General features: G+C 71.8%; 12 protein-coding genes. 3 read left to right on the top strand and 9 right to left on the bottom strand.

From position 1 onward, the window contains the following. Positions 1-47: 47 nt before the first annotated feature. Positions 48-518 carry a GNAT family N-acetyltransferase gene (locus ACFQVC_RS09260; RefSeq protein WP_381828787.1) on the top strand — a complete coding sequence of 157 codons (471 nt, stop codon included), beginning with the start codon at positions 48-50 and terminating at the stop codon, positions 516-518. 18 nt (positions 519-536) lie between these two features. Here ACFQVC_RS09260 and ACFQVC_RS09265 read toward each other — a convergent pair whose 3' ends face one another. The 8 genes from ACFQVC_RS09265 to ACFQVC_RS09300 form a co-directional block, all read right to left on the bottom strand. After that, complete coding sequence (locus ACFQVC_RS09265; protein ID WP_381828789.1) at positions 537-1,814, bottom strand: aspartate aminotransferase type Ic; 1,278 nt, start codon at positions 1,812-1,814, stop codon at positions 537-539. 114 nt (positions 1,815-1,928) lie between these two features. Then, positions 1,929-2,897, bottom strand: coding sequence for an aminoglycoside phosphotransferase family protein (locus ACFQVC_RS09270; protein WP_381828791.1), 969 nt, complete (start codon positions 2,895-2,897; stop codon positions 1,929-1,931). 342 nt (positions 2,898-3,239) lie between these two features. After that, on the bottom strand, positions 3,240-4,241 hold the full coding sequence (locus ACFQVC_RS09275) for a hypothetical protein (protein WP_381828793.1): 1,002 nt from the start codon (positions 4,239-4,241) through the stop codon (positions 3,240-3,242). Positions 4,242-4,271: 30 nt separating this feature from the next. Next, positions 4,272-4,406, bottom strand: a complete 135-nt coding sequence (locus ACFQVC_RS09280) for a hypothetical protein (protein ID WP_381828795.1) — start codon at positions 4,404-4,406, stop codon at positions 4,272-4,274. Between the two features lie 108 nt (positions 4,407-4,514). After that, complete coding sequence (locus tag ACFQVC_RS09285) at positions 4,515-5,729, bottom strand: GDSL-type esterase/lipase family protein (protein ID WP_381828797.1); 1,215 nt, start codon at positions 5,727-5,729, stop codon at positions 4,515-4,517. Positions 5,730-5,823: 94 nt separating this feature from the next. Next, entirely contained in the window at positions 5,824-6,393 is a 570-nt protein-coding gene (locus tag ACFQVC_RS09290; RefSeq protein WP_381828799.1) for a TetR/AcrR family transcriptional regulator, read from the bottom strand. A 138-nt stretch (positions 6,394-6,531) separates the two neighbouring features. After that, positions 6,532-7,440 carry an SGNH/GDSL hydrolase family protein gene (locus tag ACFQVC_RS09295; RefSeq protein WP_381828801.1) on the bottom strand — a complete coding sequence of 303 codons (909 nt, stop codon included), beginning with the start codon at positions 7,438-7,440 and terminating at the stop codon, positions 6,532-6,534. A gap of 242 nt (positions 7,441-7,682) precedes the next feature. Then, positions 7,683-8,975, bottom strand: coding sequence for an SLC13 family permease (locus ACFQVC_RS09300; RefSeq protein ID WP_381828803.1), 1,293 nt, complete (start codon positions 8,973-8,975; stop codon positions 7,683-7,685). A 234-nt stretch (positions 8,976-9,209) separates the two neighbouring features. Between ACFQVC_RS09300 and ACFQVC_RS09305 the strand changes: the two genes are divergently transcribed. Continuing rightward, positions 9,210-9,923: a FadR/GntR family transcriptional regulator gene (locus ACFQVC_RS09305; protein WP_381828805.1), complete on the top strand. Its 714-nt coding sequence runs from the start codon at positions 9,210-9,212 to the stop codon at positions 9,921-9,923. 208 nt (positions 9,924-10,131) lie between these two features. Here the strand turns inward: ACFQVC_RS09305 and ACFQVC_RS09310 are convergent, their stop codons facing one another. Then, entirely contained in the window at positions 10,132-11,052 is a 921-nt protein-coding gene (locus ACFQVC_RS09310; RefSeq protein ID WP_381828807.1) for an MBL fold metallo-hydrolase, read from the bottom strand. 139 nt (positions 11,053-11,191) lie between these two features. Between ACFQVC_RS09310 and ACFQVC_RS09315 the strand changes: the two genes are divergently transcribed. Next, positions 11,192-11,659, top strand: a complete 468-nt coding sequence (locus ACFQVC_RS09315) for a MarR family winged helix-turn-helix transcriptional regulator (protein WP_381828809.1) — start codon at positions 11,192-11,194, stop codon at positions 11,657-11,659. The last annotated feature ends 84 nt before the right edge of the window (positions 11,660-11,743 follow it).

The raw sequence follows: 11,743 nt of genomic DNA on the forward strand, positions 1-11,743 counted from the left end.
CACAGCGACAGACACCGCCCGGCCAACAGGCCGGTAGCATCCCGATCATGGCGGACTGGGAGATACGGGCGGCCTCGTCCGCGGATGTCGAGACGGTGGCCGAGCTGCGTGCCGTGGCGCTGAGGGCGGATCTGGAGCGCCTCGGACGGTACGACGAGCACAGGGTGCGGCAGCGGCTGCGGGACGGGTTCGATCCGGAGCACACCTGGGTGATCGAGGTGGCCGGGGCCCTGGCCGGCTGCGTGGCGCTGCGACCGGCCGGGGACACCCACTGGCTAGAGCACTTCTACCTCGACCCCGCCCTGCAGGGCCGGGGCATCGGTTCGGCGGTGCTGCGCGACCTCCTCGAACCCTGCGACCGTGACGACGTCCTGATCCGGCTGAACGTACTGCGGGGCAGCCCGGCCCGGCGCCTGTACGAGCGGCACGGTTTCCGCGTCGAGACCGAGGACGGGGTGGACGTGTTCATGGTCCGCGAGCCGGCCTCGGCTCCGCCCCTCCACCGGCCGGTCACATGACCTGGCCGATCGGCCGGCTCACCGCGCCAGGGCCCGCTCGTACCCGACCAGGCGGGCACAGATCGCGAGCCCGGTGACGGCCTCCTCCAGATCCTGCGGCGAGGGATAGCTCGGCGCGATCCTGATCGTCTCGTCCCGCGGGTCCTTGCCGTACGGGTAGGGGGCGCCGGCGGGTGTCAGGGCGATACCGGCCTGCGCGGCGAGCCGGACCACGTCGGCGGCGCCGCCGCCCAGGATGTCCAGGGTGATGAAGTAGCCGCCCTCGGGTTCCGTCCAGCGGGCCAGGCCCGTGCCGCCCAGTTCCTTGTCGAGGATGCGCTGCACCGCCTCGAACTTCGGCTGGAGCAGGGCACGTTGACGCCGCATGTGCGCGCGTACGCCCTCGGCGTCCCGCAGGAACCGGACGTGCCGCAGCTGGTTGACCTTGTCCGGGCCGATCGACCGCTTGCTGCTGTGGGCGAGGAGCCAGTCCACGTTGGCCGGGGACGAGCCGAAGAAACCGACCCCGGCACCGGCGAAGGTGATCTTCGAAGTGGAGCCGAAGACAAAGGCCCTGTCCGGGTGCCCGTGCTCCGCACATGCGGCGAGCACATCGGCGACCTCCACTTCCTCGTCCGTGAGGTGGTGCACGGCGTATGCGTTGTCCCAGAAAATCCGGAAATCCGGCGCCGCGGCCGGCATGGCGGCGAGGCGTTCCACGACACGGTCGCTGTAGCTCACCCCGGTCGGGTTGCTGTACTTGGGCACGCACCAGATGCCCTTGATCGCGGGGTCCTCGGCGACCAGGCGCTCGACGGCGTCCATGTCGGGCCCCTCGTCGGTCATCGGCACACTGATCATCTCGATGCCGAACCGCTCGCACAGCGCGAAGTGCCGGTCGTATCCCGGCACCGGGCACAGGAAGGCGACGCGCTCCTCGTCGGTCCAGCGCGCCTGCCCCCCGGGGAGCCTGCCGAGCATGGCGTGCACCAGGCAGTCGTGCATCAGCTCCAGGCTGGAGTTGCCCGCGGCGAGCAGCTGCCCGGCCGGGACCTGGAGCAGTTCCGCGAAGATCTCCCGAAGCTCGGGCAGTCCGTGCAGGCCTCCGTAGTTACGGCAGTCCGATCCGTCCGCCGCCGTGTGACCCTCGGCTCCCGGCAGCTCCAACAGCTCCTGGGACAGGTCGAGTTGAGCGGTCGACGGCTTGCCCCGGGTGAGGTTGAAGGAGAGCCCGCGGGTGAGCAGCTCGTCGTACTCCCGGCGGGCGCGGTCCCGCTGCTCGCGCAGGTCACCTGTGGTCGGCCCAGTGATCGTCATGACGTCCCTTCGCATCTGGTGCAGTACCCCTGCCGGGCCCGCGCTCGTCCTGCTGCCGGGGCCCGCCGAGGGACCGTCGACGATACAAGCGGGGCCGCGGCCTCCGCTCCCGGATTACCGCTCCGCCAGGAGCTCCGCCGTCGCGAGGAACGGGCGGGCGCGGTCGTGCGCGCCGTGGGCGAGGAGGTAGAGCCCCGTGGAGACGCGTTCGAGGTAGCCCCACTCCCACACCGTGCGCGGATCCGTGGCGGTCTCGTCCGCGAGGAGCGAACAGTAGCGGCGAGCGAGCCGTGGCGCGTCACCCGCCAGGAGTTCCGGGCACCAGTCGCGCAGGACGACGCCGAGGTCGTACGCCGGGTCCGCGGGGAAGCCGTCGGGGTCCACGAAGACGAACCCGCTCTCGGCGCCTGCGCGGGCGGCGGGCGCCCGCAGGGCGTTGTCCGGGTGCGGGTCGCCGTGGACGAGCACACACCGCTCCGGAGCGTGCGCCGCGGCCCGCCGCTCGGCGTAGGTCATGGCCTGGTCGTAGGCGGCCGTGGAGCACGGGTGGTCGAGCTCCTGCCACAGGTCGCGGACGAGCTCGGCCAGGCTGGTGGCCTTGTCCTTGACGTCCCGGACGCCCCGGGCATCCCGAATGCCTCTGCCGTCGTCCTGAGAACGGGGGATCTGCCAGGCCCGGCGCAGTGTGGCGCTCAGGATGCCGATCTGGCGCTCGGGGGTGAGGCCGAGCCGGGACAGCGGCGGGCCGAGTTCCTCCTGCAGCATGGCCAGCCGGGCGATGTCGTACGCCAGGAGCCGTACGTAGCCGTGGCCTCCGGCGCTGCGCAGGGTGTGGATCTGCGCCTCGGCGTCGGGGTCGGGCAGGGCGACCTTGAGGACGGCGCGCCGCCCGTCGAGGGTGCGCGCCGCGACGACGTAGCCGGCTGACCCTCCGGACAGTGCGGGCCCGAGAGTGAGGGACCAGAGCTCCGCCACGTCCCTTACCAGAGTGGGGAGTTCGGCAAGCCATCGCTCTCCGGCGCGCCCGATGCGCTGGGCCCGACGCCGGACGAGGGGCTGTACCTCGATACCGCGATCTCGCACGGGCGCACTGTAGCGGGCGCTCTTCCATGGAGTGTGAAGCACGGCGCCGGGGGACGACGGGGGAACGCACCCCGGCACCGCACTGCACAGGAGCGTAGGGAACCATCCGGGCTCCGGGCGAGGGATTCTCGCGCAACTGGCCTGATCTGCGCCGTCGCCGATGCCCCGCGGCGGCCCCGTCGGCGGTCATCGCAGGGCGTAAAGGCCCAGGTCAGCGGCGCCGGTCGACAGGGGCACGGTGTCCGCGTGCGGGGTACGGGCGGCGCGGCGCCCGGCACCGAGGATGGCGCTGTCACGCCGTCGTACGTGCACGGCCGCCGCTCGACGGGCGGGCTCGACCGGCTACTGCGCGGCGCGCGTTTTGACCGGCTCCCAGCCGGGGGTCTCCTGCCGGTGCTCGGCGATCGCGCGTCGCAGCCGTTCGATCTCTTCGGTGAACGCGCTGCCCGTGCGGACCCTCAGCGCGTGCGAGATCAGCAGCAGCGGCGCCACGGGCCGCAGTCCGAGGTCCGGGTCGGGGCAGACGACGGGCTGGCCCTCGAAGTCGCCGACCTGCTTCATGTGCCAGCCCCAGTGTCCGCCGGCCGTCCGCAGCAGGACTTCGCCGAGGTAGGCCATGGCGGCCTCGACGTACCCCGGCCCGGCCCCGGCATGCGTCCCCGGATCCGGATCCATGCCGCCGGCGGGGTCGTAGAAGTCAAGGAGGCAGCTCTCCAGGGCCGTGAGGGATTCCGGCGTGCGGTCGAAGGGGAAGTCGTCGGGCAGAAGGTCGCCTTGGAGCCGGTCCATGAGGAGCGGTATGTCCCGGATCCACTCCTCCAGGAGTGTTTCGGGCGACTCGGGCGCGGGGCCGTCGTCCAGGGTCGGCCGCCACCCCGGGTGCTGCTCCTGATACGCCTCGACGGCCTCTCGCAGGTGCTCGTCCATCACGGCGAACGCCTCACCGGTGCGCGCCTGCACGGCGTGGTGGATCAGATGGAACGGGGCGAGCGGCAGCAGCCCCAGCTCCTCGTCCGGGCAGATGACGGGCTGGTCGATCTCGCCGTGCCAGCCCCAGGAGCCGCCGCAGGTCCGCAGCAGCGTCTCCCCCAGGTACATCATGGCGCCGGTCAGGAGCCGTGAGTCCGCGTCGAACTCGTCGCCCGCGTCCCAGTTGCCCAGGACCACTTCCTCCAACGGCCCCAGGGACGCGGTGGAGAAGTCGAAGGGGAAGTCGTCGGCCGGCAGATCGGTCCGTAGCTCCTCAAGCAGTGAGGGCAGGGCGTCGATCCACTCCCCCAGCTTGCCTTCCGCCTCTTCAGAAGTGATGTCCGCCGTCGCGCCGGCCGTCGTGTCCGAGGTCATGTCCGAAACCCTAGGTCGTACGCCGCCACTTCACGCGACTTGCACCAGACCGAGCACCAACGCGACGGCGTCATCGAGGAGTTGAACCTCGGGCCCACTCAGCCCCGGGTGCCCGGCCCGCCGCTCGGCGGCCTCCACGAGGCATCCCTCGTCGGCGGTGGCCATGCCCTGTCGCAGGGCCCACTGCTTGCCGTTGAATTACCAACGGCGCGCACTCCGCGGGCAATTGGGCCCGCGGACTGCGCACCGTACTGCATTACTGCATTTCTCCGTTCAGCTGCGCACGGCGGTGTCCGCGAAGGCGCCGCCTGGGTGGAAGGCGCGCTCGGCGAAACGCTCGCCGATGCGTCGGTGCGCTGCGGCATCGGGGTGGAGCTGGTCGGGCAGCGGGAGTTCGGCGAAGTCCGCCTCGCCGTAGAGCTCACGGCCGTCGAGGTAGTACAGGTTCGGGTCGTCGGCCGCGCGCTCCGTGGTGATACGGGCGAGCTCCTGCCGGATGACGTTGAGCGTCAGGCGGGTGCGGTCCTCGGGATCCCCCGTGGCCACGAAGCTCAGCTTCCCGTCGCTCATCGCGCCGAAGTCGAAGGCGCAGGGCCCCGGGGTGTCCTCGTGGATCGGGCAGAGGATGGGCGCGACGACGAGCAGCGGTGCCGTCGGGTGTCCGTCCCTGATGGTGTCGAGGAAACCGTGCACGGCCGGGCCGAAGGCACGCAGCCGCATCAGGTCGGCGTTGACCATGTTGATGCCGATCTTGACGCTGATCAGGTCCGCCCGGGTGTCCCGCATGGCGCGTGCGGTGAACGGGTCGAGCAGGGCGCTGCCGCCCAGGCCCAGGTTGATCAGTTCCACACCGCCGAGGGAGGCGGCCAGTGCGGGCCAGGTCGTGGTGGGGCCGGCCGCGTCGGAGCCATGGCTGATCGAACTGCCGTGGTGCAGCCACACCTTGCGGCCCCGGTCCGGCACCGGCTCCACGGGGGCGTCGGTGCGCAGGGCGACGAGTTCGGTGGTCTCGTTGTGCGGCAGCCAGATCTCCACGTCCTTGTCGCCGTCGGGCAGACCGGCGAAGCGGAGGGCGCCGACGGGCCCCGGCCGGTGCTCGGCGGACCCGTTGGCCAGGTCGATGGTGACGGTGTTGCCGCCGCTCGCACTGGCCCGGCCGGCCGGGCGGCCGTCGACGAGCAGCTCGTACACACCGTCGGGCCGCGGCGGGGCACCGACGTAGACGCGCTTGGTGGGCAGGGTGTCCAGTTCGACGACCGTGGCCCGGCTGCGGAAGACGAGCCGGACGCCGGAGGGCTGGGACTCCGCCATGTGCAGCTGGCCGTCCGCGCACTGGGCGCGGGCCCGGGCGGGCAGCCGGTGCGGCAGCACGCCGCGCTCGGTGGGCTCCAGGTCGAGGGCGCCGCGCAGGAGATCCGCGGCGCGGGATGCGGTGAGGGGTGTGGTGATCAGGTCGTACGGGGTATCCGGGGTATCCGGGGTGTGCATGCGCTTCTGCCTGTTCATGTTCAAGTTCAAGCTCTTGGAAGTTCAAGCTCTTGGAAGTCGTGTGCCGCGGCCGGGGCATCCGTGGGGCGTGGCCTCAGGACTCCGGCCAGTTCCGCAGCAGCGCGTCGAGCGCGTCCAGGGTCCGCGACCAGGTCACCTGCGTGTCGGGGGCGCTGTGGCTGAAGCCGCCGCCCATCTCCAGGCTGATGTAGCCGTGGAAGACACTGCCGAGGAGCCGGACCGCATGGGTCTGGTCCGGTTCCGTCAGGGCGTAGCCGCGCAGGACCGCCCGCGTCATCTGGGCATGGCGGACGCCGGCGCTGGCGGCCGCCGTCTCCGGGTCGAGCCTGAGCTGGGCCGCCGCATAGCGGCCCGGGTGCTCATGGGCGTAGTCGCGGTAGACGTTCGCGAAGGCGGCGAGGGCGTCCTTGCCGGCCCGCCCGGCGAGGGCGGCGGCGACCCGGTCGGCCATCTCGTCCAGGGCCAGCAGGGCGATCCGGGTCTTGAGGTCCTGTGAACTCTTGACGTGCGAGTACAGGCTCGCGACCTTCACATCGAAGCGCCGGGCGAGCGCCGAGACGGTCACCTGGTCGAAGCCGACCTCATCGGCGAGCTCCGCGCCCGCCCGGGTCAGTCGTTCCGCGGTCAGTCCTGCTCGTGCCATGTCCGTCCGTCCTCCCTTCCGGCTTCACCCAGTGTGCATTTACCTAAAGGCTTTAGGCAAATCGTGGTGTTCCGTAGTCAGGGAGGCGACGGTGTTCCGTCGGGACGACGCGCCGGCCAGGGCCGGAAGCGGCCGGGCTCAGCCCAGGGTGCCGAGCGTGTCGAGGGTCTGCGTGGCCATCGCCGCTTCACCCGCCGCGTTGGGGTGGGCGACGGCGAGGCTGGAGGCGAAGAACACCGGCTCGACCCAGCGAGTCCCGGCGGGCTTGCAGGCGTCGCGCCCCTCGGACACGGGGGCCATGTCCACGTACGTCGCACCGGTCTCCCCTGCGGCCCGCTGCACGGCACGGTTCAGGTGGGCCTGCAGATCACGCAGATACGGGACGTCACCCTCGGCCACCGGCATCTTGGCGAAGCAGGCGGGGTCGGCCTTCGGCGGCAGGATCCAGGGGTAGCCGAGGATCGCGACCCGCGCGTTCGGCGCCTTGGCCCGGATCGCCCGCAGACTCTCGCGCACCGCCGGGTAGGTGCTGTCGTCGATCTGCCGCTTGAAGCTGTCGCCATGGGCCTTCTCGCAGGGGTTGCCCTTGCCCAGGGAGAGCAGTCCCGCCGAGCCGCACGCGAGGATCGCGCTGATGAACGTGTTGTTGTCGTTGCCCCCGATGGTCAGCGTCACCAGCTCGGTGTCGGCGGTGACGGCGTCCAACTGCGGTGCCACACCGGGGTATTGGGACTTCGTGAAGTGCCCGGTCTGGGCTCCGCCGCAGGTGACGTCGGTGAGCTGGGCGGCGGTGCGGCCCGCGATGACATGCGGGTAGTTGACCGTGGAGCGGAGGCAGGCCAGGGGCGCGGACGGGTCGAGGGGGACGTTGCCCGACCCGGCGCTGTAGCTGTCGCCGAGGGCGACATAGCGCAGGGGTGGTTCCGCGCCCGCGGGGTCAGTGGCGGCGGCGTGGGCGGGGGCGGCCGTCCCCAGGGCGGCGGTCGCGGCCACGGCGGTCGCGACGGCGGCCAGCCCTCCGACGCGAGAGCGTGCACGGATCGGCATCCGGTTCTCCTCTGCATCCGGCGCGCCCTCTGCCGGACGGCGGCGCGTCAATGGGATGACGACACGTCAACAGGCCTCTGGAGCAGGGAAGTTGACGGACAGTCGGAAGTTACCGACTGGTCAGAATCGGAGTCAACACTCTTGCGCGCCCTTGTTACCGCCGGTATCGGTGCACCCACCGCCCCGCCCCGCCCCGTCCCGCCCCGGGCCCGCACTCCCCGCGAACGCGGACGCGAACGCCCTCACCCGAAGCCCGGCACCACGAAGACCAGCCACACGACGGGCGGAGCGAGGGCGACCACCGCCGCCCCGTACAGCATCAGTTGGCGGAAGAAGCGGTCGCGGTCGACGTCGGGGGCGTTGGCGAGGACCAGGGCACCGTTGGTGGAGAAGGGACTGACGTCGACCACCGTCGCGGAGACGGCAAGGGCCGCGATCATGCCGACGGCGCCGACCTCGCCCGCCGCGAGGAACGGGACCGCGAGCGGGATGAGCGCGCCCATGATGCCCACGGACGAGGCGAACGCGGAGACGAGCGCCCCGACATAGCAGAGCAACAGGGCCGCGAGGAGGGGTACGCCGATGTCGCCGACCGCGTTGCCCGCGTAGTCGATGGTGCCCATCTCGTCCAGGACACCGACATAGGTGAGCACTCCGCAGATCAGGAAGACCGTCGACCAGGAGATCTCGGCGACCGCGGTCCTGCTGGTCTGCGGCCATACGGCACTGAGGAGTACGGCCACGGTGATGGCGGTGAGGCCGACGTCGAGGTCGAAGGCGAGCGCGCCGACGACCAGGGCGAGCAGGCCCACGAGGGTGGCGGCACGCGGGGCGTCGAGGCGCGGCGCTTCCGGCTCCGGTTCCGGCTCCGGTTCCCGCTCCGGACTCGTTTCCGGCCCCGATTCCGTCACGGGCGAAGCGGCCGTGACCGCCGGCTTGCCACGGCGGATCAGGACGGCGTAGACGATTCCCGCGATGACCGTGTTCACGACCAGACTGGCGAGGAACAGCACGCCCTCGTTGCCGGGCAGCTGCTCGCGGGCCACGATGCTGTTGACCGTGGAGCCGTACACGCTGGTCGGGGAGAAGCCGCCGGCCTGTGCGCCGTGGACCACCATGATGCCCATCAGGAGCGGGCTGATGCCGTACCGCGCGGCGAAGCCGAGGGCGAGCGGCGCGACGATCGCGACCGCGCCGGGGCTGACCGCGCCGATCGCCGTGAGCGCGGCCGTCACGGCGAACATCACCCACGGGATGAGGGCCACACGGCCGCCCACGAGGCGGACCGCCGCGTGCACGAGCCAGTCCGTGGTGCCGTTGGCGCGCGCGATGGCGAACAGATAGGTCACCCCGGCCAGGACCACGAACAGGTCACCGGGAAAACCCTTGAACACCCCGTCGGCGTCGAGGTCCGCGACGAAGGTGCCGACGACGAAGGCCGCGGCGAAGGACAGCGCCCCCATGTTGATGGAGCGGGTGGTGGCGATGACGAACACCGCCACCAGGACGAGAATCGAGATCAACTCTGCGGACAAGGGGGCTCCTGTCCTCGGCCCGGCGTCCGCGCGACCCGGTCTCAACAGGGCGACGTGGACGTAGAATTGGAAGAGTGGCTGAGCCACTTTCCGGCGCATCGCCGGGATCGTCAATACACCGCACACGATCAACTGCGGTGCGGTGGAATGCTGTTGGACCCACTGGAGCGGAACGCCGTGGGACTCGCCGGAGCAGAACAGGGCCGCGGCGGCCGGAACCGAGAGGCGGAGTCAGTGTCGGATCCCCTGCGCCCGGTGGCCCGCCCGCGGCTGCACGAGCGCGTCCTCGAGCGCGTACGTGCCTACGCCGCCGACGCGGGCCTGCGCACCGGCGACCGGCTGCCCGCCGAGCGCGAACTGGCCCAGCGCCTGGGCGTCAGCCGCGCCTCGGTGAAGCAGGCCATGGTCATCCTGGAAGTGCAGGGCCTGGTCGAGGCGCGGCACGGCGGCGGGGTGTATCTGCGGCGCGACACCCTCGACGCCGAGCCGGTCGAGCAGCTCGTACGACGCCGCCGGCTGCTGCCCGACGTGCTCGACGCCCGCGAGGCCCTGGAGACAAAACTCGCCGAACTCGCCGCCGCCCGGCGCTCGGACGAGGATCTGGCGGCCCTGGAGCGCGCCCTGGACACGATGCGCACGGAGATCGCCGGAGGCGGGCACGGCGTGGAGGGCGACCGGCTGTTCCACGCGGCGGTCACCGCGGCCGCGCGCAGTGCCCTGCTGGCGGAGTTCATGCGGGAGATCTCCGGGCAGGTCACGGAGAGCCGTACCGAGTCGCTTCGCCAGCCGGGCCGCCCCGAGCGTTCCCTCGGACAGCACCGCGCCATCCTCGACGCGATCCGCGCCGCAGACCCCGAAGCGGCCTCGGCCGCGATGCGCGCGCATGTCCGGACGGTGGCGCAGGTACGGCTACTGGCCTGGGACCCGCGGGAGTTCGACGAGACGTGACGCGGGGCCGCGAGACATGACGCGGGGCCGCGAGACATGACGCGGGGCCGCGGGACATGGCGCGGGGCCGCGGGACATGGCGCGGGGCCGCGGGACATGGCGCGGGGCCGCGGGACGTGACGGCGCGGGCTGCCCCTGACGGCCGGTTCCTCGACCGGCGCGCCAGGCCCGGCCGGTCGGCCCGCGCACCCGCCCGTCCCGTACGCCCTCAGCCCTCGATCGGGTGCCAGGCGGGACCGTCACCGTGGTCTCGCACCTCGCCGAAGACGACATCGGCGAAGTGGACGCCGAAGCCGATCGTGCCGGGTTCGAGGAGTGCGGAGACGAGCTCGCGGCGGGCGCGGGCCGACTGGGCCCGGTCCACGTCGGGGGCGGAGGGCCAGTCGGGGCGGGCGATCTGGACCGGTGTGTGCAGGGCGTCGCCGAGGACGATCACACGGCGGCCGCCGGAGGTGATCTCGTACGCGACATGCCCCGGCGTATGGCCCGCGCTGGGTCGCACGCGTACGCCGGGGAAGATCTCCTCGCCGTCCGCGACTGTGCGCACCTTGGGCGCGAGGACCGCGAGGATCTCCGGGCTCGTGCCGTGCCCGTGGAGCTGGTCGCGCCCGGCCCACTCGGCCTGGGCCACGAGGTACTCGGCGCGCGTGAAGGCGGGCCGGTCGCTGCCGGGCGCCGGGTGCCAGGCCCAGCCGATGTGGTCGGTGTGCAGATGCGTGAAGGCCACCGCCTCGATCTCCTCGGGGGTGCGGCCGGCCCGGGCCAGATTGTCGAGCAGCGCGCCGCCGTGGGTCGGCCCCACCGGGAAGTCCGGAATGGCGGGGTCCGACTTCGGCCCGTAGCCGACGTCGATCAGCAGGGCCCGCTCGCCGTGCTCCACGAGCAGACCGCCGATGCCCGCCGTGAGATAGCCGGCTTCGTTCACGTACGCGGAGAACGTGTCGCCCCAGTCCTGCTCGGTGCTGTCGGGCAGCCAGCCGCGCGCGAGGAGCCCCACCTCACCGTCCGGTATGTAGGTCAGCCGCAGTTCGCCGAGCTGCAGGGAGCGCTGCCGGGAGGGGCGCCGCAGCCGGTCCTCGTCGCCCTGCCCTTGCGCATCGCCTTGCTGTCGTGCGGAGTTGACGGTCATGGCCGGTTCCTTTCGCCGTGTTCGCGGGCACCGCTTCGGGCCCGATCACCGTATCGATGTCCCGTGCACGATATGCATCAAGCTCAAACTATTCAAGCTTGCAATATTGCGACTGGATGCACTTGCTAGCATGGGGGCCATGACGGACCAGGAGACACGGCGGGCGACGGAGGCCGGCGCGGACGGCGAAGCCGATGCGCAGGCCCTGGCCGAACGTGAGCTGTGCGGCCTGGTGAACGGGCTCGCGCAGCAGATCGCGGAGCATGTCCGCGTGTGCGCCGCCGCATTGGACCTCACCGCTCCGCAGGCGACCGCGCTGCGTGAGCTGTCCGGGCCGATGACCATGAGGGAGCTCTCCGGGCGCATGGGCTGCGAGCCCTCCAACGCCACCTTCGTGGTCGACCGGCTCGAGAAGCAGGACCTCATCGAGCGCCGTCCGCACCCCACCGACCGCCGCGCCAGGCAGCTCGTCCTCACCGCCAAGGGCGGTGCGCTGCGCGAGCGGCTCCTGGAGCTGCTGAGCGGCGAGTCGCCGCTGGCCGCCCTGACGCCACGGCAGCGGCGCACGCTGCACGAGCTGCTCCAGCGGGCCCTCACCAAGGCCTGAGACCGGTCCAGGGGAACCGCTGCGGAGCGAACCGCGGCCTCCAACGCGCCCGGCCGCACCGGCAATTGACTCAGTCATGACTCG

It is taken from the genome of Streptomyces monticola, from assembly GCF_042665355.1.
GTDB lineage: Bacteria > Actinomycetota > Actinomycetes > Streptomycetales > Streptomycetaceae > Streptomyces > Streptomyces monticola.

What these genes read in the sequence shown, in the direction of transcription:
- ACFQVC_RS09260 (WP_381828787.1), top strand. Translation starts at nt 48, where the DNA reads ATGGCGGACTGGGAGATACGGGCGGCCTCGTCCGCGGATGTCGAGACG.
- ACFQVC_RS09265 (WP_381828789.1), bottom strand. Translation starts at nt 1,814, where the DNA reads ATGACGATCACTGGGCCGACCACAGGTGACCTGCGCGAGCAGCGGGAC.
- ACFQVC_RS09275 (WP_381828793.1), bottom strand. Translation starts at nt 4,241, where the DNA reads ATGACCTCGGACACGACGGCCGGCGCGACGGCGGACATCACTTCTGAA.
- ACFQVC_RS09280 (WP_381828795.1), bottom strand. Translation starts at nt 4,406, where the DNA reads ATGGCCACCGCCGACGAGGGATGCCTCGTGGAGGCCGCCGAGCGGCGG.
- ACFQVC_RS09285 (WP_381828797.1), bottom strand. Translation starts at nt 5,729, where the DNA reads ATGCACACCCCGGATACCCCGGATACCCCGTACGACCTGATCACCACA.
- ACFQVC_RS09290 (WP_381828799.1), bottom strand. Translation starts at nt 6,393, where the DNA reads ATGGCACGAGCAGGACTGACCGCGGAACGACTGACCCGGGCGGGCGCG.
- ACFQVC_RS09295 (WP_381828801.1), bottom strand. Translation starts at nt 7,440, where the DNA reads ATGCCGATCCGTGCACGCTCTCGCGTCGGAGGGCTGGCCGCCGTCGCG.
- ACFQVC_RS09310 (WP_381828807.1), bottom strand. Translation starts at nt 11,052, where the DNA reads ATGACCGTCAACTCCGCACGACAGCAAGGCGATGCGCAAGGGCAGGGC.
- ACFQVC_RS09315 (WP_381828809.1), top strand. Translation starts at nt 11,192, where the DNA reads ATGACGGACCAGGAGACACGGCGGGCGACGGAGGCCGGCGCGGACGGC.